Raw genomic sequence first — 18,817 nt, forward strand, 5'->3', positions numbered from 1 at the left:
CCAAAGTCGTCGATTTCCCTCGTTCTTCTGTTATTGTGATTCCAGTCACGTAAGGCCGCAGCCATGGATCCACCCACCGCCTCCTTGCGATGACGCACCTAACTCATCGAGGAGATACAGATGCTTGCAGTTCGTACCAGCCGGAAAATGCTCGTCACCACCGGTGCCTTCCTGGCTGTCGGCGCCCTGGTCAGCGGGTGCACGGCGGGCTCGGAAGACACCAACACGCAGCCGACCAACGCTTCGGTCGAAGGCAACCAGGCCGAGGGTGACCAGGTGGTCATCGGGTTCTCCGGACCAGCCGCGGACCACGGCTGGCTGGGTGCAATCAACAGCGCTGCAACTGCAGCGGCCGAGGAGTACCCGGACGTCGATCTGCGCGTGGCCGAGGGAACCAACGACGCCAACCTGCAGATCAGCCAAGTCGAGCAATTTATCAACGACGGCGTCGACGCCATCGTGCTGCTGCCGACCGACGGTGCTGCCCTGACACCGGTCGCCATCCAGGCCATGGAGGCCGGCATCCCCGTCATCAACGTCGACCGTGAGTTCTCGAGCCCCTTCGCAGCACGTACAACCGTGCTGGGCGACAACTACGGAATGGGAGTCAGCGCCGGCACCTATGTCTGCGAGCAGCTGGAAGGCAACGATGAGGCTGTCGTCGCCGAGATAGCCGGCATCGATTCGCTGCCCCTGACACAGGACCGCAGCAAGGGGTTCGCGGACGCACTGGAATCCTGCGGTCTCGACGTCGACAACCGTGTCGCCGCGGACTTCACGGTCCAGGGAGGCGAGGCGACGACGTCGCAACTGCTGTCAGCTGCGCCGAAGATCGACGCCATCTGGAACCACGACGATGACCAGGGCGTCGGCGTCCTGGCCGCCATCGACAATGCGGGCCGCGATGAGTTCTTCATGGTCGGCGGCGCCGGTTCTGCCAACGCCATGCGCGAGATCGAGTCGGGCGAGAGCGTCCTGCAGGCCACGGTCATCTACCCCTCCACCCAGGCGGCGGACGGCATCCGCCTCGCTCGCCTCATCGTCCAGAACAAGGCGATGAGCGACCTCGTGGAAGTAGAGGTCCCGAAGCGCGTCGTGTTGAATGCACCGGTCGTAACGAGCGACAACGTGGATCAGTACCTGCCGACCGCCTTCGAGTCGTAGAAGCATGAACGGCGGGGAGCCCTGTCACTGGCAAGGGCTCCCCGCTTCGATCCAACAGCTACTACAACCGCCGCCGGATAAGAGGAAACATGCTGAACGACGTACCACCCCTGAGGGTTGCCCTGATCGGACACGGATTCATGGGCGCCGCCCATTCACAGGGCTGGCGGGTTGCTCCACGCTTCTATGACCTTCCAGCCCGACCGGAAATGACACTGCTCGTCGGACGCAATGCCCAGGGCGTGAAAGCCGCAGCCAGGAAATGGGGGTGGGAGGAAACTGCCACGGACTGGCGGGAAGCCATTGCCCGTGACGACATCGACGTCGTCGATATCGTCACTCCCGGTGGTTCGCACGCCGAGATCGCCATTGCTGCGCTGGAGGCGGGAAAGCATGTGCTGTGCGAGAAGCCGCTCGCGAATACCCTCGAGGAGGCCGAAGCGATGGCGGAGGCGGCAGAGCGCGCCGGCACGAATGTCTTCGCCATGGTCGGCTTCACCTATCGTCGGGTCCCTGCGACCGCTTTCGCCCGCGACCTGGTCCAGTCCGGAGCCATCGGGGAGGTACGGCAGGTCCGGGCCAATTACCTGCAGGACTGGCTCGTCGATCCCGACGCCCCGCTGACCTGGCGCCTTCAGAAGGACCACGCCGGATCGGGCGCGCTCGGCGACCTGGGCGCCCACGCCGTCGACCTCGCGCAGTTCGTCACCGGCCAGAGGGTGATCGGCGTGAGCGGCATCCTCAACACCTTCGTTCATGAACGCCCCCTGCTGGGAGAGGCATCAGGGTTGGCTGGTACTGCGGTCTCTGAGCGAGGTTCTGTCACCGTGGATGATCTCGCACTGTTCAGTGGCCGGTTCGACGGCGGCGCCGTCGGATCCTTCGAGGCGACACGCATGTCCACCGGCCGCAAGAACGCTTTCCGGCTCGAGGTGGCAGGCTCCACCGGAGCGATCTCCTTCGACCTGGAGAACCTCAACTCCCTCGGTTTCTACGACACGACAGCGCCGGATACGCGCCAGGGGTTCACCAACATCATGGTCACGGAGCCCGCGCACCCCTACATGTCGGCATGGTGGCCGACCGGCCACGCCCTGGGCTACGAACACGGTTTCGTGCACCAGGCGAAGGACTTCGTCGAGGCTGTCATGGAGCAGCGCCAGCCTGAGCCCTCCTTTGCCGACGGTCTGCAGGTACAGAAGGTACTTGACGGCGTCGAGCGCAGCGCCGCCGCAGACAGCGTCTGGACCAAGACGATCTAGGTCCGACCCCCTCAGGCTCGCGCCTCCTCCGTCGGGCTGTCGCCACAGACCGAACGCCTCCAGCTCAGCACTGACTACCCCGCAAGGAGCACTCGAATGCCACGCAACTTCACCCTGTTCACCGGCCAGTGGGCCGATCTCCCCTTCGAGAAGGTGGCCGAACTCGCCGGCCAGTGGGGCTACGACGGACTGGAGATCGCCGTGTCCGGCGACCATCTCGACGCGTGGCGATGGGACGACGACGCCTACATCCAGGACCGGCTCGACATCCTGGAACGCAACGGCCTCAAGGTATGGACGATCTCGAACCACCTGAAGGGCCAGGCCGTCTGCGACAGCCCGATCGACTTCCGCCACCAGGCGATCGTCGGGCCGAAGGTCTGGGGTGACGGCGACCCCGAAGGCGTGAGGCAGCGTGCGGCGGAGGAGATGAAACTGACCGCGAGGCTCGCGAAGAAGCTAGGCGTGGACACCGTCGTCGGCTTCACCGGATCCTCCATCTGGCAGTACGTGGCCATGTTCCCGCCCGTCCCGGCGTCGGTCATCGATGCCGGATACCAGGACTTCGCCGACCGCTGGAACCCCATCCTCGACGTCTTCGACGAGTGCGGTGTCCGCTTCGCACACGAGGTGCACCCCTCCGAGATCGCCTACGACTACTGGTCCACGCAGCGCACGCTCGAGGCCATCGGTCACCGCCCCGCGTTCGGCCTCAACTGGGATCCGAGCCACTTCATGTGGCAGCAGATCGACCCCGTGGCGTTCATCTCGGACTTCCAGGACCGGATCTACCACGTGGACTGCAAGGACACGAAGATGCGCATGGGTGGCGGCCGCAACGGCATCATGTCCTCGCACCTGCCCTGGGGGGATCCCCGCCGAGGGTGGGACTTCGTCTCCACCGGTCGCGGCGACGTTCCCTGGGAGGACAGCTTCCGGGCCCTGACAGCTATCGGCTACTCCGGCCCCATCTCCGTGGAATGGGAGGACGCCGGCATGGACCGCCTGCAGGGTGCACCCGAGGCCCTCGCCTTCCTGAAGGGATTCGACTTCGCCCCGTCGGAGACGTCGTTCGACGCCGCCTTCAACCAGTAGCTCCTCGACCAGCAGGTCGCCGCCCCGGGCCGTCGCGGCACGCCCCGGCGCGGCGGCCCCGCTCCCTCTGCTCGCTCGTCGTTCGTAACGTCGTAGAAATCGAAGCGGAGTAGCCTGTGTTCATGCGCGAACTTCAGGCCCGGATCATTGAGGAGATGGGCGTCAAGCCCACCATCGAACCTGCTGCAGAGGTGCGCAGCCGCGTGGGATTCCTGAAGGACTATGTGCGGTCCACAGGCACTCGTGGCTTCGTCCTCGGCATCAGCGGAGGGCTCGACTCCACCCTTGCCGGGAAGCTCGCCCAACTCGCCGTCGACGAGCTTCGCGCCGAGGGGGTGGACGCCGACTTCATCGCGGTGCGGCTTCCCTACAAGGTGCAGAAGGACGAGGAGGACGCCCAGGCGGCCCTCGCCTTCATCCAGCCCCGCACCTCGAAGGTGTTCAACGTGGCGCCCGCCGTCGATGGCATCCAGCAGGAGTACGCGCGCACCACGGGCGAGCACATCTCCGACTTCACCAAGGGCAACACCAAGGCCCGGGCCCGCATGGTCGCCCAGTACGCAATGGCCGGACAGCACAACCTCCTCGTCGTCGGTACGGACCACGGCGCCGAATCCGTCACGGGCTTCTTCACCAAGTTCGGCGATGGCGGAGCGGACATCCTCCCCCTCTTCGGCCTCAACAAGCGCCAGAACCGCGCGCTGCTCCAGGAGCTCGGCGCCCCTGCCTCCCTGTTCGACAAGATCCCGACGGCGGACCTGCTGGACGATCTGCCGGGCCGGGCCGACGAGCACGAGCTCGGTCTCACCTACGAGCAGATCGATGACTACCTCGAGGGACGCGAAGTCGATGCCGACGCCGCGAAAGCCATCGAACACCGCTACTGGATCACACGGCACAAGCGGACGGTGCCCGTGACGATCTTCGATTCATGGTGGCGGGGCTGAACACCGCCGTTGGTAACGTAGAGACCGTGAAGATCGCCACCTGGAACGTCAATTCCCTCCGTGCCCGCGCCGACCGCGTCGAAGCCTGGCTCAACCGCTCCGACGTCGACGTCCTGGCCATCCAGGAAACGAAGTGCAAGGACGACAACTTTCCTTGGGACCTGTTCGAGAACAGCGGCTTCGAGGTGGCGCACTTCGGCCTCGGTCAGTGGAACGGTGTCGCCATCGCGTCCCGGGTAGGGCTCGACGACGTCGAGCGCACCTTTCCTGACCAGCCCACCTTCGGCAAGCCTGGAACAGAGCCCGTTCAGGAGGCCCGTGCCATCGCCGCAACGTGCGGGGGTGTCAGGGTCTGGAGCCTGTATGTCCCGAACGGGCGCGCCCTGGACGACCCGCACATGCCCTACAAGATCGATTGGCTCGATACCCTCCGCGGCCACGCCCAGCAGTGGATTACCGAGGACCCCGAGGCGCAGATTGCCCTGATGGGTGACTGGAACATCGCGCCCCAGGACGAGGACGTGTGGGATATCGACCTCTTCGTCGACGGCGGATACACCCATGTAAGCCCGCCCGAGCGCGCCGCCTTCCAGTCCTTCCTCGATTCCGGCTTCACGGACATGGCACGCCCGTACACGCCGGGCCCCGGCCTCTACACCTACTGGGACTACAAGCAGCTGCGATTCCCCAAGAAGGAGGGCATGCGCATCGACTTCGTCCTCGGCTCACCCGCCCTGGCCAGGCGCGCGACCAACGCCTTCGTGGACCGCGAGGAGCGCAAGGGCAAAGGTGCCTCTGACCACGCTCCCGTCATCGTGGAACTCAGCGGGCCGTGAGCCGGATGGGCGACCCGACCCGGCCGTTCCCCTACGTCTCCTACCTCCGCGTCTACGAGCCCCTCGACGCCTTCTCGGACGCCCAGCAACTGGCTATTCTGGAGCAGCGTGCGCGTGAGCGGGAGCTGACCGAGTCGATCGAGCACGACCAGTCCCTGCGGCGCGTGCTGCGCTCCGTCTCCGATCCGTTCCCGCACCACGAGCCGGACCTCGTGCGGGTGACGCAGTTCCCCACCGCCAGCGGAAGGACGGCGCCCTACTACTGCCCGAACCAGCTCGCCGTCAGGACGACACTTGCTGCGGAATCCCTCGACCACAGCCTCCGTGGGCCACTGATCGACGTCCTCGTGCCCGACGTCGCTCGTGAGGCCCACCAAGCGAGGCTCGATCCGGACACCTTCGCCGACTCCGTCGCCAAGTTGCACACGCGGTCCGCCACCTGGGGTGTGCCGTTCGCCTGGTTCGCGCTGATCCATGAGGACGACCTCACGGAGGTCGTCGAGGATGACGGCCGGGTCACCACCGTGCGCGTCACCGCGAGGATCGGAGACTGCATCGACCGCGGCAGGCGCTGCGTCGCCCAGCTCGCCATCGGCGCTCCTGAGATGGACCTCCTCGACGAACTCACGGAGATCGTGGAATGGCTCGAGATCTTCCGTCGTGATGCCGTGGTGGAAGTGGACTACGGCCCGGTGGCAGATCGCGTCTTCCCCGATGACTCCCCCATGGATGTCCGCCTGGGGATCGAGAGCCTCGCGGAGGCGGACATGATGGGTGCGGCGGCGTCCTACCGGCGCCTCGCCTCGCGATGGATTCCTATCCGACAGCTTGCGCGCGCATCCTGAACAGACCGGTTGCGGAAACCGTAGCGCGCCCAGGAACGAGGACGGCGTGGTGAGAGCCGAGCCCGGCCACCACACAAACGATCCGTCGGTGCAACCTGCGGAGCCGCACGTAGGCGACGCCCGGCGCTCAGGCTCCGACCGGTCCCGTCGACTGCCGCTCGACCAGAAGGTGTGGCCGCGACGGAGGATATTCGGACGGCTCATGGCGCAATAGCTCACCCAGGAGGAGGTCCGCTGCGAATGCGCCCTGATCCGCGGGATCCTGGCGGATGGTCGTCAGACCCATCGGCTCGGCGAACTCGTGGTCGTCGATGCCGATGACCGACAGCTGGCCTGGAACCGCGATCCCGAGTTCCGCGGCGGCTTTGAGGACGCCGAATGCCATCTCGTCCGAGGAGCAGAACACCGCCGTCGGACGATGCAGCGGATCGGCGAGCAGCTTCAGCGCAGAGGACCGGGACGTCGAGAACCTGAAGTCACCGAAGGCCGACCAGTCCTCACGCACGGGAAGGCCGTGGTCTGCCATTGTCTGCCGGAACGCCTGCTCGCGGAGGCGCGGCACCTCGAAGTCGATGTCGAAGGACCCGCCCCCGCGCATGTGGGCGATCTGAGTATGGCCGAGCCCGATCAGGTACTCCACAGCATCACGGGCCGCCCTTGCATCATCGATCCCGACGTGGCGTACACCCTCGACGGCACCACCGATCACGATGTTCGGGTACTCGAGCTCCTGGACCGCTGTCCGCTCCTCCTCCGTCAGATGCATGCACATCACCAGTAGCGCATCGATGCGCTTGCGGAGGATGGAGCGATGGAATACGCGGTCCCGGTTCACGCCGTCGCCGCCGAGGCTGAACACGATGAGATCGTAGCCGGCAGCACGCAACTGGCGGTCCACTCCTTCGAGTACGGCGGAGAAGTACCAGCGATCGATCACCGGGACGAGGACACCCATGGCCATGGTGCGGCCGGAAGCAAGACCGGACGCCGACGACGACGGCACGTAGCCGAGTTTGTTCGCGGTCGCGGTGACCCTTGCGCGTGTCTCCTCGGCTACGCCCGGCAGCCCGCGCAGTGCGCGGGACACCGTCGCCGTCGACACCCCGAGGGAGGCCGCGACGTCGTCGATACTGGTCATGCCCTAACCCTTCAGGCCACCGGCCAGCAAGCCTCGCACGAAGTAGCGCTGAAGCCCGAAGAACACCGCGAGCGGAACGATTATGGACACGAAGGCGCCGGCCGTCAGGCGTTGCCACTCACCACCGCGCGACCCTTGGATTTCCGCGAGGCGCTGGGTGATCGGGGCGACGTCGGCCCCTCCGCCCGAGAACACGAGGGCCACCAAAAGGTCGTTCCACAGCCAGAGGAACTGGAAGATTCCGAAGGAGGCGAGGGCTGGAGTGGCGAGGGGGACGACGATGCGCCAGAAGATCGTGCTGTGTCCGGCGCCGTCGACGCGGGCTGCCTCGATGACCTCTCCCGGGATCTCCGCGATGAAGTTGTGCAGCAGGAAGATCGCCAGCGGAAGTCCGAAGATGGTGTGGGCCACCCACAACTGGGCGTACGTCCCGCTCGGCAGCAGCTGGAACTCACCGATCTTCAGGACCTGCGTGAACAGCTGCAGGAGCGGGATGAGTGCCATCTGCAGCGGGACGATCTGGAGCGCGAAGACGAAGATGAACAGGCTGTCCTTGCCCTTGAACCGCCCCCACGCGAACATGTAGGCGGCCATCGCGCCGAGGACCAGCGTGAAGATGGTTCCCGGTATCACGATCGCGAGCGAGTTCACGAAATAGGACAGCAGGTTGGGCGACTGGCTGCCACCCGGGCTCAGCACATCGGCGTAGTTCTCGAGTGTCAGCTGCCGGTCCGTGAAGACGTTCCACCAGCCGTTGCCCTTGATGTTGGCTTCCGGCCGGAACGACGAGATGAGCAGGCCGAGGGTGGGGATCGTCCAGATCACGGCAATGATGATCGCCGCCGCTGTGGCCCGGCGCGAGGTCAGCCGCTGTCTCACGCGCTTCTGCATGGTGGAGCGGTCCCGGGAGGCGTCGTCGACCTCCGGCAGGAGATCCTTCTTGTTCTCGAGGGGGACAGTGCTCATCGGATTTCCTTCTGCTTGCGGAGCAGCCTGGCGTTGTAGATGACGACCGGCAGCACCATCAGGAACAGGATCAGGGCCAGGGCGGCGCCCCGTCCGGGCTCACCCGCCCTGAAGGCCTGGGTGTACATCTCGTTGGCGACCACAGAGGTCTCGTACTGTCCCGCGGTCATCGTACGGACGATGTCGAAGACCTTGAGAGTCCCGATCGTGATGGTCGTGACCACCACGATGAGGGAGCCGCGAATGGTCGGGATGGTGACATTCTGGAATTGCTGCCAGGCGCCGGCACCGTCGAGTCTTGCCGCTTCGACGATCTCGGTGGGGATGCCCTTGATCGCCGCGGAGAGAACCACCATCGCGAATCCCGTCTGGATCCAGATCATCACCGCGATCAGGAAGAACGTGTTCTCGGGGGCATCGAGCAGGAATTGCTTCGGCTCCTGCCCGAACCAGACCAGCAGTTGGTTCAGCAGTCCGATCTGGTCCTGCTCGGCGCCCTTGTAGGCGTAGACGAAGCGCCAGATGACACCGGCTCCGACGAAGGAGATGGCCATGGGCATGAACACCAGCGCCTTCAGTGCCTTCTCGCCACGGGCGCGATCGATGAACACGGCGTAGGCGAGTCCGACGGACGTGGCGAGCAGTGGAACGAGGACCACCCAGATGAGGGTGTTCCTCAGGGTGATGAGTGCCTCCGGCTGCGTGAACATCCAGACGAAATTATCGAGTCCTACGAACGCTCCGTTGCGGTCCGTGAAGGACAGGTAGGACGTCTGCAGAGCGGGAAACACCAGCCCTACTGCAAGCAGGACCAGTGCCGGAGCCAGGAATCCCGCAATCTGGACCTTGTCTCGCGCCGACTTCGGCGCCCGGTCCACGATGAGCATGATGAGGCCGATGACGGCTGCGAACACAGCAAGGCCCACCACCACCTGTAAACCTTTGTCTGCAATATCTTCCACAGCCCAGCCTCCTTGGTGTGCGTTATGAAAAGAATTGGGAGGGGCGGCAGGGTAGGGCGAATTCCACTGTGCAATCCGCCCTGCCCTGCCGGGTACAGCAGGGCGCCCCGACCATTCGGTGGGGCGCCCTGCTGCTAGTGGCCTAGGACGAGGGCCAGCTGTCCTCGACCGACTTCGTTACTTCCTCGGTGGAGGAGCCGTTGATCCAGTTCACGATGCCACTCCAGAAGGAGTTGGAACCGACCGCACCCGGCATCAGGTCGGAACCATCGAAGCGGAACACGGTGTTGGGATCCTGCAGCAACTCGATCGACTGACGGTCGAGGTCCGATCCGGCGAGCTCCGGATCCAGTCCCTTGTTGGCGCTGATCGCACCACCCTGGGATACGCGGGCGTTGGCGAATTCAGCCGTGGCCATGTACGTCTGCAGTGCAACGACCTCGGGACGGTCGGCGTAGGCGCCGACCATCTCGCCGCCACCGGTGATCGCCGTTCCAGCGGCAGGATCGACGGGAGGAGTCATGAAGGCCCATACATCGCCGTCTTCGGCGACGTTGGTCCCTTCGGGCCAGTTGGCAGCCTGGAAGGATGCCTGGTGGTGCATGGCGCACTGTCCGTCGAGGACGGGCTGGCCGGCTTCCGCGAAGGCGGTCGAGAGAATCGAACGCGAGTCGCCGAACCCTCCATTGACGAAGTCGTCGTTCTTGAGGATGTCACCGACGCGGTCGAAGGACTCGACGATCCGCGGGTCGTCGAACGGGATCTCGTGGGCTACCCACTGGTCGTAGACGTCGGGGCCGTGCTCGCGGAGCACGGCGTCCTCGATCCAGTCGGTTCCGGGCCAGCCGGTTGCTTCGCCGGATTCGAAACCTGCACACCAGGGCTTGATTTCTTCTTCCTCGCCGGCGATCTTCTCCGTCAGCTCGGTCATCTCGTCCCAGGTGGTGGGAACTTCCCAGCCCTTCTCTTCGAAAGTCGCGGGGACGTACCAGACGTAGCCCTTGATATTCGCGAGCATCGGAGCCCCGTAGAAAGTGCCGTCAACGGTGCCGTACTTCTTCCAGTCAGGGCTCCAGCCCTCATCGACGAGGTCCGAAACCGCCTGCGGAGCCGGCTTCAGGTTGCCCGCCTGGGCGGCGAGCAGGCCCGGCTGGGGGAAGATGGCGAGGTCGGGAGCAGTCCCACCCTGGGCGCGGACGCCGACCTGGGTCTCGAATTCCTTGGAGCCCTCGAACGCCACCTCGATACCGGTGCACTCCGAGAAATCGGCCCAGGAGTTCTCAAGGTATTCCGCTTCGAGATCGACGATGGATGAGTAGACGCTGACCTCGGCGCCGTCGAACGTCCCGTAGGACTCGTAGGCGGCACAGTCCACGTCTCCGGAACCTCCTGCACCGTCGGATCCCTCCGACCCGCACCCGGCGAGAGCCAGGAGGGAAACGCTGAGTGCTGCAACGGGCAGCGTTAATTTCCGTGAGCGAATATTCGCCATTGAAACAGACTCCTTTGTCTTGCGGCCCGTGTTCGTCAGGCTCGCGGCGTCGCTGCCGCCCAGCCCAGGAATGCGCCGCCTTCCTGATTGATATCGCAAGAGTAAGCGCTTACATCCCCGAGTGACAACCCGGCGGAGCAGCATCACCCTGCTGATACCGAATCGTAACTGGAATCAGGATTCAGCTGACGCGGTCTGCGCGCGTCCAACGGACACGGGTGCCCGAGCTGATACTGATCAGCACCGGAGTACGGTATCCCGTGACTCGGTCCAGCGCCTCGACGAGTCTGGAGACCTCGGCGGCGACGGCATAGGGCGCCGCACCCTTGCGAGGGAAGACCCTCACCCATAGGCCCGGCACGCCCCGGACCTGCCACGTGCTGACCGAAGCGCCGACCAGCTCGGAGCGTTCCAGCAGCGCAGCCTTCAGGGCCTGCTCCGCGGCCGCGGCCGTAATGGTCACCGACCCAGGCGTCCCTTCATCCTCCGACTGCACGCCCCTCGACCCCGTTCCGGAGGACCGACCACCGGCTGATCCTCCGGCCGGCGGCCCCACGTGCCGGCCGTGCGGTGCGGGATACCGGGCATCTACGGACGCGAAGAGCCCTGTTCGGCCCCTCCCCTGCGCCGCGATCCAGAGCACGAGCAGCACGATCAGGACGAGCAGCACCGCCGCGAGTGCAATCCAGAGCCAGGTATCGGCCTGCCCTTCGAGCGTGGTGGCGGTGCGGACGTCACCGATCGCCTGGGCCACCCGCGGCGCAGCGCCGCCCCACCAGACGGCAACCGCGGGCAGTGTCAGGAGGACGAGCCCGGCGGCACCGGTCGCGAGCAGGAGTATCCCCACGACGGCGAGCACGATCCGGTTGAGTAAGCGCGGCGTGGTGTTCATTGTCCGATGACCCCCGATTCCGCCACGACGACGGTGATGCGGGGCTCGGGCTCCACGCTCGAGCGCCGGAGGTCATCGGCAACGGCTGCGCGGACGGCCTCCGCGTCGACGGGAATCCCGGACGTGGGCCGGATCTGGACCGTGACCGACGAGCGGCCGACGGTGACGAGCACCTGCTCGGGCGCAACTCCCGCCTCCGCGCGTGCCCGACGGGCGAGCGAGGACGCCACGACCTCGGCGTCGACCACGACGGCGGCCCGCTCATTCGGAATCGTGTAGCGGGCGCGGCGTCCGGGAAGGAGTGCGAGGAGGAGCAGGAGCACACCGAGGACGAGCAGAAGGAAGGAGCTTGTGCCGAGCAACGATGCAGGCACCCCACTCGGCAACGCCCCGATCCATGCGGCAACCGCCTCGACGTCGACGAGGAACGGGTTGTCCCCCAACGCCTTGAGCGCGGCCTCGAACAGCAGGACGAGGCAGACGATGATCAGGAGGATCGCGGTCAGGACCGAGGGGACGGCACGCGAAGCGTGCAGTTCCCGGCGCACGAGACGGGCGGTCGACGCCGGCGCGGAGCGGTCGAGCGGGGTCGGACTCACAATACCCTCGCCCCCTTGGTGACGGTGCTGCCGATGATACGGATGTCGACTCGGCTCAGCCGCGCGCCGGTCAGCTGCTGCACGCGGTCGAGGATCGGTGTCCGGGCGGCGGCTGCGCGGGACCACAGGGGACCCCCGAAGGAGTCGACGATGCTGGGATCATCCGCCACGCGGGTCAGGGCCGGCACGGGCAGAGGCAGGGCGAGGAGGAGGGCAAGGAGACCCTTGTCATCGGAGAAGGACGCCTTCACCTGCGCCGGCGCGACACCGAGCACCTCCGCTGCAGCTGCCCGCGCAGTACTGGTCAACGCCTGCGTGGTAATGCGGTTGTGCCCAGCGAGGGCAGCCACGCCCATGGATACCGCTTCGGTGCTCACGAGGGTCGTCACGGAGTTCGTCACGGTCCGGGGGCGATCGGGGTCGAGCTCGGGACCGGGCTCGCCGGTCACGAGGACGAGCGTCGGCCGGCCAGGGCGTCGATGACGCCTCGGAGGTCGAGCTTCCCCTCGACGATGCGCCCGACGACGGCACCACAGAGCACCAGGACCAGGGTCAGGAGGAATCCCCAGAAGCCGAAGATCAGGGCCGCGAGGGCAAGGACCGCGCCGGCGGCCATGCCGATTGTGGTGGGAGTCATCGCGGGGCTCATTCCACCGGCTGCTTGAGCTGGGTCGCACCGGTGGCACCAACGCGCTCGACAATCTTCGGCTCCGCCGGCGGCGGGAGGTGTACGTCGAGGATCTCGACGTTGACCTCGATCACCTCGAGCCCCACAAGTTCCGTGAGAGCCTCGTAGACCGCGATGCGGACGGCGTCCGCGAGGGCGTTGAGAGCGAAGCCATAGTCCGCGACGAGGCTGATATCGACCGCGAGCTGGGTCTGACCGACCTCGACCTTCACGCCTTGCGAGAGGTCGCTGGCGCCGACGGCGTCACGAATGGCTCCGAGCGCACGCCCGGCACCCGGCCCGAGGGAATGCACACCAGGGACGGCCCGGGCCGCAATGGCAGCGATCTTGACGGCAGCCGGGTCTCCGATCACGGTTCGTCCGGCTGGTGTGCCCTGAAGGACGGGCAGGGGCCGCCCCATGGCTTGCTCGATCATCGAGGACTCCCTTTCATGTGTGCCCAGCCTAAGCCACGGTACTGCCGCACGGTGGCCGTCCGGGGCTATTCGCGGAAGGCGTCGGGGACAAGGGCGGAGTGGAACAGGGTGGAGGGCGTCAGGAGGTAGTGCAATGCTGACCGAGCCAATCCTGCACCGGCACCATTGCACGACGGAAGGCCTTCTCGTCGAAGGTGCCCGAACCCTCGGGCGGCGCCTCCACGGAAGATGCCAGCATGGTGAAATCGTCCTGCAGATCGGCGGGCACCTTCGCGCGAAGGTCGAGGATCTGCTGCTCGAGCACCACGAGGTCGTGCGGATCTGTGGAGGAGCGAAGACTCAGCGGGGCGAGCATGGCTGTGGTCATGCCGGCAGCGACGATCACACAGTGCTTCGAGGGATCCTCGCCGGACTGGACGTCCGGTTGCTCCGAGTCGGGAGATGCGCCGTCCGGACGTGCGGACGGGGATGGGTCCGGCGACGCACGTGTGCTCGGCACTGCTGGAGGGCTCGCGGGCATGGTGAGCATCGTCTCGGCAGGTGAGGGCGCTTCGAAGCTGCACCCGGTCAGGCCAACGGTAAGGGCACAGAGTCCGACTGCGGAATGCAGGAATCTCACGGGGTGCCCTTTCGTCTCGGTTCATGCCGGGGGTTCAACGCGTGAAACCTCCACTACTATCCCAGGCGGTTCCCCCAGGCAACCGACTGGACGCCTGCTCGGGGTCGAGGACTCACGCCTGGGGACCTGCGGGGCCGCACCCGGTGATGCTACGGCGCGAACCCCCGTGTTGGCTGGGAGCACCGAGGGCACTGTCGGTGAAGAACGTGGTGAGCCGCTTTCGGACATAAGAAAAACCCCGCGTTCCGTGGGGAACTGCGGGGTTTTCAGCAGTGGCTCCGACCGGCGTCGATCCGGTGACCTCTCGATTTTCAGTCGAACGCTCTACCAACTGAGCTACAGAGCCATGCGACCATCTTCCGATGATCACCGTATCCAGCCCGGCCTGGCTCCCCGAGGGGATCCAGCCGCCTGAGCGACCCTGACGGGACTTGAACCCGCGACCTCCGCCGTGACAGGGCGGCGCGCTAACCAACTGCGCTACAGGGCCTTACTAACTTCACTTGCAATTTTTGCAAGAGCTCCAGCTTACCAGCACTTTTCATTCCGGTTGACCGCCCGTGAGAGCTGCCCCTGCGTACCCCCAACGGGATTCGAACCCGTGCCGCCGCCGTGAAAGGGCGGTGTCCTAGGCCGCTAGACGATGGGGGCCTGGACCACGGATCGGGTTCCTGCAACCTTCCGGAAGGCAAGCATTTCCGGCGGATCTTTCCCTGTCGTGGACCTATAAAACTATAGGGGCACGTCGTCGATTACACAAAATCCCTGGTCTGCGCCAGAGAGCTCGCACTCGTGGCCTTCGCTGCCGAGGCATGGAGGCAGGCGGACGGTCTGTACGATCGGGGCGTGCCATTCGAGATCTCCCGGGAAGAGTTCGAGGAAGCCGTCGATGACGCCATCGACCGCATTCCCGATGACCTCGCCCGCGCCATGAACAATGTCGCGATCATCGTGGTCGAAGAGTACGAGCCGTTACCAGGCGAGCCGTCCGACACCGAGCTGCTGGGTCTGTACGAGGGAACCCCGCTCACCGAGCGGGACTCCTGGTGGGAAGCAGGCTCCCTGCCTGATCGCATCAGCATCTTCCGTGGGCCACTCATGCGCCTGTGCGAGTCCCAGGAGGAGCTCGTGGAGGAGATCCTCGTGACCGTCGTCCACGAAATCGCCCACCACTTCGGGATCGACGACGATCGGCTCCACGAGCTCGGCTGGAGCTGACGCGACACGCCGCGTGAATCCTCGTAAATGACACCGTTGTTGTTTACGATACTGAAGTTACTCATGTTGCCAATGTGGTTATTGGCACCTATGGTCGGGACTGTTGCGTGATCCACCAACGGCAGTTTCGGGCGAGAGAGCGGCACAACGTGCAGTCAATATGTAGAACAAGGGACTCCGTGCGCCGCAGTGTTGCCACCCTCGCTGCCACTGTCCTCATCGGGTGCTCCGCAGTCTCACCAGCGCTGGCAGCCTCCCAGGTCATCGCCCCGCGAGTTACCGAGCTCCCCTCGCCGGCCGACATCAGGCGTGCGCAGAATGACGCTGCAGCAACGGCCGGGCTCGTGACGGACATCGAGGGCATCATCGCGACCGCCGGGACGCAGCTACAGGAGGCTCAACTCGACGCCTTCAAGATGCAGGACACCTACACGACCGCCCTGGCCGTCCTGCAGGAGCGCCGTGCTGCATCGGACCAGGCGGATCACCGCGCGGCGGAGGCGGCACGCACACACACCGCTGCCGAGGTGCAGGTCGGAGAGCTCGCAGGCGACCTCTACAGGTCCGGCGGTATGAACCCAGGTATCGAGAGCATCCTCGACGGGAGCGACCTCGACGACGTCATGTACCGGGCCTCCACCCTCTACGGGCTGTCGAGCAGCAGCACGCGCACGCTGGATGACGCCAAGGCGGCGACCGAGGCGTGGATCTCCCTGACCGAAGATGCCGCGGAGGCACGCAAGGCGGCCCAGGCGGCCGCCGATGCCGCAGAGGACGCGGGCGAGGAGGCCCGGACTGCGGCGGCCGGCGCGCAACGCCTCGTGACCGAGAAGGAGGAGGAGCGGACCACCCTGGTGGGGCAGCTCGCCACCCTCCGTCATACGACCGCCGAACTCGAGGACAAGCGCATCGCCGGCCTCGAGCAGGCCCAGCGTGAGCGCGACCTCGCCCGCATCATCGCGGAGTCGGCAGCAGCCGCAGCACCCGTCGCACCAGAGCAGGGTCGGTTCGTTGCAAGCACACCGCCACTGCGCGATCCTGCGCTCATCAGGACAGAGGCACAGGTCCCGCCGGTCGCTGCTCCGGTTCAGGGCGCGCCTGCGCCCGCAGCTGCGCCGGCGCCCGGACCGACGGCGGCACCTGCACCCGTACCTACCGCTGCCCCTGCCCAACCGGCGCCCGTACAACCTGCTCCGGTGCAGCCGGCGCCCGTACAACCTGCTCCGGTGCAGCCGGCGCCCGTACAACCTGCTCCGGTGCAGCCGGCGCCCGTACAACCTGCTCCTGTCCAGCCGGCACCCGTACGACCCGCCCCCGTCCAGCCTGCACCCACACCGCCGTCGAGTAGTGGCGCCGGAGCCGTAGCCATGAGCTACGCGATGTCCAAGAGGGGTAATCCCTACTACTACGCCTGGGGCGGCAACGGACCCCTCGGCTACGACTGCTCAGGCCTCACCCAACAGGCATTCGCCTCGGCCGGGGTGTCACTGCCGAGGACCGCTGCCCAGCAGTTCTTCGCGGTGCAGCACGTTCCGCTGTCACAGATGCAGCCGGGCGATCTGGTCTTCTGGGGCAGCGGCGGCGACATCTGGCACGTTGCCATCTATATCGGCGGCAATCAGGTCGTGAACGCCCTGAACCCCACCGACGGCATCGTCATCACCGATCTCGCAGCCATGGGCGGCATGGGCCCGCTGAACCCCTCGGCCGGACGCGCCTGAACCAGCAGAAGTATCCGGACTAGCGGCCCGGAGCGATCATCGGTCCGAACGAACGCCGGTCCTCGAGCCGCGGGTCTGCCCTGTCCGGAACCACCAGCACCGGCCCTCGCGCATGGTGCAGGACGCCCTGGCTCGTTGATCCCATCAGCATGCCGGCGAATCCGCCGCGACCCCGCGTTCCCACGACCAGCAACTCCGACGTCGCTGACGCTGCGATGAGCACCTCCGCAGGCGGTCCGTCGACGAGGTCGACGGTGATGTCCAGGTCGGGGTAGTGGCTCTGCAGCCAGTCACGCCCGGCCGCCAGCTGGACAGCGAGGTCGGCGTGCAGGGCCTCCCGGTCGACAGGTGCCGGGACCCACGCCAGCGAGCCGTTGAACGGTGCGACCGAGCAGATGACCCGGAGTGCGAGTCCCCTCGTGCGAGCCTCCTCCGCAGCGGCGAGCGACGCCATCCGGGCCTGCTCCGAACCGTCCACGCCGACCACCACGACGGGTTCGACGACAGCCGCCGGCTTGTCCCTGTCCTTGTCCTTGTCCCTGCCCTGCTTGCGCCCGAGTTCCGGGTGCCCCAGCCGTGCCCCCGTGCAGACGGGGATGATCGCCGTCGGGCACTTGGCATGGGCCGGCAGGGCGCTGCTGACGGAACCGAGCAGGCGGCCTACGAAGCCGCCGCGGCCGCGGGAGCCGACGACCATGAGTTCGGCTTCCTCGGAGAGATCGAGGAGCACCCCTGCGGCGTCGCCCGTCTCGATCCTGGGATGCACGTCCACCCGTAGTCCCTCGAGGTGTGTGAGGGACTCCTGCAGGACGGCCTGCGCGCTCTCACGGATGACGTCGTCGTCCACGGTGGCATAACCGGCGTCCATGCTCGATGCCGCGAAGACCGGCACGGTGTAGGCCGTCACCACGTAGAGCGGGGCCTTTCGGCGCTCGGCCTCCTGCGCTGCCCAGAGAAGGGCGCACGTGCTCTGGTCCGAGCCGTCGACACCTACGACGATCCCGTGTTGCTCCAACCCCTGCGACAAACCCTCTGCGTGCTCGCTGCCCACGGCAGGCCTCCCTCGGTCGCATGTCCCGCCGCCAAAAGCGGCCGGTCCACCATTTGTAGCGCACTGTGGGGGATCGGTCTATTCACGGTCTGAAAAGTTATATAGTCTTCGATGACCCGTTGCGGGGGCTCCCTCCTGGGCGGCCTCCCTGCGTAATGCTCTTGGATGACCCGTTCGCAACCAAGAGTCCCGTACGGCCCGGAAGAGGCGCCGGGCCGTACGGGACCAATGCTTCGTGTGGAGGTAACTCATTGGATTCCTTGCCGCTTGATCCGGTCCGCTCTGCGTCCGCGGTTCCCTCATCGGCAGAGCATACGAGCACCGTGGTCATCGGTTCGGGGCTCTCGGGTCTGGCCGTCGCCAGTGAACTGAGCCGCCGCGGAATCGACTCCATCGTCGTCGAGAGCCTCGAATGCTTCGACTCCGGCGCCATGCGCACCGTCATGACGGACTCCGTGTCCTTATCCGAGCGCACCGAACTGATGCGACTCCTCCGCGGCTACGCTGCCGCCCACCAGCTCGACGTCCGGCAGAGCACGGTGGCGGAGCATCTCAGCATCATCGGTCACCCCAAGCTCATCACCGCTTCCGTAGGGCCCAAGAAGTGGGCGGTCCAGACAGCCGACGGCGTCCTCCTCGCCGACCATGTGGTCCTTACGAAGTACCCCCAGAACGAGCTGCGCAAGTTCCTGCGCTCGATGGGCATCGCGATCGGCCGGGACTTCAAGGCCGCACTGCGGGCAATCGGACTGCATCTCGTCGGGGTCGGCGAACTGCTGACGCCCACCACGCGGGAGATCGTGCGCCAGGCCAAGCTCGTCAGCGACATCATCCAGTCCCAGGGGCCCGCGGCGCTCAATCGACTGGCACCGCCCCGCGCAGCGATCTCACCGCTCGGCGCCTGAC

20 protein-coding genes and 3 tRNA genes are annotated in these 18,817 nt (G+C 66.1%); 9 read left to right on the forward strand and 14 right to left on the reverse strand.

Annotation, left to right across the window (positions count from 1 at the left end):
• The first annotated feature begins 120 nt into the window (after positions 1-120).
• The 6 genes from RCH21_RS07275 (at position 121) to RCH21_RS07300 (ending at position 6,149) form a co-directional block, all read left to right on the forward strand.
• Positions 121-1,164, forward strand: a complete 1,044-nt coding sequence (locus RCH21_RS07275) for a substrate-binding domain-containing protein (protein WP_120148625.1) — start codon at positions 121-123, stop codon at positions 1,162-1,164.
• 89 nt (positions 1,165-1,253) lie between these two features.
• Positions 1,254-2,426, forward strand: a complete 1,173-nt coding sequence (locus RCH21_RS07280; RefSeq protein WP_326963816.1) for a Gfo/Idh/MocA family protein — start codon at positions 1,254-1,256, stop codon at positions 2,424-2,426.
• Between the two features lie 96 nt (positions 2,427-2,522).
• Positions 2,523-3,521: a sugar phosphate isomerase/epimerase family protein gene (locus RCH21_RS07285; RefSeq protein ID WP_120148626.1), complete on the forward strand. Its 999-nt coding sequence runs from the start codon at positions 2,523-2,525 to the stop codon at positions 3,519-3,521.
• A 122-nt stretch (positions 3,522-3,643) separates the two neighbouring features.
• Positions 3,644-4,468 carry an ammonia-dependent NAD(+) synthetase gene (gene nadE, locus RCH21_RS07290; RefSeq protein WP_326963817.1) on the forward strand — a complete coding sequence of 275 codons (825 nt, stop codon included), beginning with the start codon at positions 3,644-3,646 and terminating at the stop codon, positions 4,466-4,468.
• A 26-nt stretch (positions 4,469-4,494) separates the two neighbouring features.
• Positions 4,495-5,304 (forward strand): exodeoxyribonuclease III, encoded by an 810-nt coding sequence (locus tag RCH21_RS07295; RefSeq protein ID WP_120148935.1) that lies wholly within the window; start codon positions 4,495-4,497, stop codon positions 5,302-5,304.
• Positions 5,305-5,309: 5 nt separating this feature from the next.
• Positions 5,310-6,149 (forward strand): hypothetical protein, encoded by an 840-nt coding sequence (locus RCH21_RS07300; RefSeq protein ID WP_120148627.1) that lies wholly within the window; start codon positions 5,310-5,312, stop codon positions 6,147-6,149.
• Between the two features lie 127 nt (positions 6,150-6,276).
• Here RCH21_RS07300 and RCH21_RS07305 read toward each other — a convergent pair whose 3' ends face one another.
• The 13 genes from RCH21_RS07305 to RCH21_RS07365 all read right to left on the reverse strand — a co-directional run bounded on the left by RCH21_RS07305 (position 6,277) and on the right by RCH21_RS07365 (position 14,572).
• Complete coding sequence (locus tag RCH21_RS07305) at positions 6,277-7,287, reverse strand: LacI family DNA-binding transcriptional regulator (protein ID WP_120148628.1); 1,011 nt, start codon at positions 7,285-7,287, stop codon at positions 6,277-6,279.
• A 3-nt stretch (positions 7,288-7,290) separates the two neighbouring features.
• Positions 7,291-8,253: a carbohydrate ABC transporter permease gene (locus RCH21_RS07310; protein ID WP_120148629.1), complete on the reverse strand. Its 963-nt coding sequence runs from the start codon at positions 8,251-8,253 to the stop codon at positions 7,291-7,293.
• On the reverse strand, positions 8,250-9,215 hold the full coding sequence (locus tag RCH21_RS07315; protein ID WP_120148630.1) for a carbohydrate ABC transporter permease: 966 nt from the start codon (positions 9,213-9,215) through the stop codon (positions 8,250-8,252). The genes RCH21_RS07310 and RCH21_RS07315 overlap by 4 nt, the downstream gene beginning before the upstream one ends.
• A 142-nt stretch (positions 9,216-9,357) precedes the next feature.
• Positions 9,358-10,707 carry an ABC transporter substrate-binding protein gene (locus RCH21_RS07320; RefSeq protein WP_326963818.1) on the reverse strand — a complete coding sequence of 450 codons (1,350 nt, stop codon included), beginning with the start codon at positions 10,705-10,707 and terminating at the stop codon, positions 9,358-9,360.
• Positions 10,708-10,888: 181 nt separating this feature from the next.
• Positions 10,889-11,599 carry a hypothetical protein gene (locus RCH21_RS07325; RefSeq protein WP_326963819.1) on the reverse strand — a complete coding sequence of 237 codons (711 nt, stop codon included), beginning with the start codon at positions 11,597-11,599 and terminating at the stop codon, positions 10,889-10,891.
• A complete protein-coding gene (locus tag RCH21_RS07330) occupies positions 11,596-12,198 on the reverse strand; it encodes a DUF6286 domain-containing protein (protein WP_326963820.1) in 603 nt (200 codons plus the stop codon). The genes RCH21_RS07325 and RCH21_RS07330 overlap by 4 nt, the downstream gene beginning before the upstream one ends.
• Complete coding sequence (locus RCH21_RS07335) at positions 12,195-12,554, reverse strand: hypothetical protein (RefSeq protein ID WP_326964145.1); 360 nt, start codon at positions 12,552-12,554, stop codon at positions 12,195-12,197. The genes RCH21_RS07330 and RCH21_RS07335 overlap by 4 nt, the downstream gene beginning before the upstream one ends.
• Positions 12,555-12,643: 89 nt before the next feature.
• Positions 12,644-12,835, reverse strand: a complete 192-nt coding sequence (locus tag RCH21_RS07340) for a DUF2273 domain-containing protein (protein WP_326963821.1) — start codon at positions 12,833-12,835, stop codon at positions 12,644-12,646.
• Positions 12,836-12,843: 8 nt separating this feature from the next.
• The gene (locus tag RCH21_RS07345) at positions 12,844-13,302 is read right to left on the reverse strand and encodes an Asp23/Gls24 family envelope stress response protein (RefSeq protein WP_326963822.1); all 459 of its coding nucleotides are present in this window, start codon (positions 13,300-13,302) and stop codon (positions 12,844-12,846) included.
• 118 nt (positions 13,303-13,420) lie between these two features.
• Positions 13,421-13,669 (reverse strand): hypothetical protein, encoded by a 249-nt coding sequence (locus RCH21_RS07350; protein WP_326963823.1) that lies wholly within the window; start codon positions 13,667-13,669, stop codon positions 13,421-13,423.
• Between the two features lie 525 nt (positions 13,670-14,194).
• Positions 14,195-14,267 (reverse strand) — tRNA-Phe (locus tag RCH21_RS07355).
• Between the two features lie 70 nt (positions 14,268-14,337).
• A tRNA-Asp gene (locus RCH21_RS07360) sits at positions 14,338-14,411 on the reverse strand.
• A gap of 88 nt (positions 14,412-14,499) precedes the next feature.
• A tRNA-Glu gene (locus tag RCH21_RS07365) sits at positions 14,500-14,572 on the reverse strand.
• Between the two features lie 195 nt (positions 14,573-14,767).
• Between RCH21_RS07365 and RCH21_RS07370 the strand changes: the two genes are divergently transcribed.
• Both RCH21_RS07370 and RCH21_RS07375 read left to right on the forward strand, forming a co-directional pair.
• The gene (locus tag RCH21_RS07370) at positions 14,768-15,139 is read left to right on the forward strand and encodes a metallopeptidase family protein (RefSeq protein ID WP_326963824.1); all 372 of its coding nucleotides are present in this window, start codon (positions 14,768-14,770) and stop codon (positions 15,137-15,139) included.
• A 179-nt stretch (positions 15,140-15,318) separates the two neighbouring features.
• The gene (locus RCH21_RS07375; protein ID WP_326963825.1) at positions 15,319-16,860 is read left to right on the forward strand and encodes a C40 family peptidase; all 1,542 of its coding nucleotides are present in this window, start codon (positions 15,319-15,321) and stop codon (positions 16,858-16,860) included.
• A gap of 19 nt (positions 16,861-16,879) precedes the next feature.
• Here the strand turns inward: RCH21_RS07375 and RCH21_RS07380 are convergent, their stop codons facing one another.
• Complete coding sequence (locus RCH21_RS07380) at positions 16,880-17,911, reverse strand: universal stress protein (protein ID WP_326963826.1); 1,032 nt, start codon at positions 17,909-17,911, stop codon at positions 16,880-16,882.
• Between the two features lie 251 nt (positions 17,912-18,162).
• Between RCH21_RS07380 and RCH21_RS07385 the strand changes: the two genes are divergently transcribed.
• Positions 18,163-18,816: an FAD-dependent monooxygenase gene (locus tag RCH21_RS07385; RefSeq protein WP_326963827.1), complete on the forward strand. Its 654-nt coding sequence runs from the start codon at positions 18,163-18,165 to the stop codon at positions 18,814-18,816.
• The last annotated feature ends 1 nt before the right edge of the window (position 18,817 follow it).

Origin of the sequence: Arthrobacter sp. PL16 (genome assembly GCF_035985055.1) — a bacterium.
In the GTDB taxonomy this organism is placed as follows: Bacteria; Actinomycetota; Actinomycetes; order Actinomycetales; family Micrococcaceae; genus Arthrobacter_D; species Arthrobacter_D cheniae.

Coding starts and splice junctions, on each gene's coding strand:
- RCH21_RS07320 (WP_326963818.1), bottom strand. CDS start 10,707: ATGGCGAATATTCGCTCACGGAAATTAACGCTGCCCGTTGCAGCACTC.
- RCH21_RS07350 (WP_326963823.1), bottom strand. CDS start 13,669: ATGACCACAGCCATGCTCGCCCCGCTGAGTCTTCGCTCCTCCACAGAT.
- RCH21_RS07335 (WP_326964145.1), bottom strand. CDS start 12,554: ATGGGCGTGGCTGCCCTCGCTGGGCACAACCGCATTACCACGCAGGCG.
- RCH21_RS07325 (WP_326963819.1), bottom strand. CDS start 11,599: ATGAACACCACGCCGCGCTTACTCAACCGGATCGTGCTCGCCGTCGTG.
- RCH21_RS07285 (WP_120148626.1), top strand. CDS start 2,523: ATGCCACGCAACTTCACCCTGTTCACCGGCCAGTGGGCCGATCTCCCC.
- RCH21_RS07340 (WP_326963821.1), bottom strand. CDS start 12,835: ATGACTCCCACCACAATCGGCATGGCCGCCGGCGCGGTCCTTGCCCTC.
- RCH21_RS07305 (WP_120148628.1), bottom strand. CDS start 7,287: ATGACCAGTATCGACGACGTCGCGGCCTCCCTCGGGGTGTCGACGGCG.
- RCH21_RS07345 (WP_326963822.1), bottom strand. CDS start 13,302: ATGATCGAGCAAGCCATGGGGCGGCCCCTGCCCGTCCTTCAGGGCACA.
- RCH21_RS07300 (WP_120148627.1), top strand. CDS start 5,310: ATGGGCGACCCGACCCGGCCGTTCCCCTACGTCTCCTACCTCCGCGTC.
- nadE (WP_326963817.1), top strand. CDS start 3,644: ATGCGCGAACTTCAGGCCCGGATCATTGAGGAGATGGGCGTCAAGCCC.
- RCH21_RS07310 (WP_120148629.1), bottom strand. CDS start 8,253: ATGAGCACTGTCCCCCTCGAGAACAAGAAGGATCTCCTGCCGGAGGTC.
- RCH21_RS07275 (WP_120148625.1), top strand. CDS start 121: ATGCTTGCAGTTCGTACCAGCCGGAAAATGCTCGTCACCACCGGTGCC.
- RCH21_RS07280 (WP_326963816.1), top strand. CDS start 1,254: ATGCTGAACGACGTACCACCCCTGAGGGTTGCCCTGATCGGACACGGA.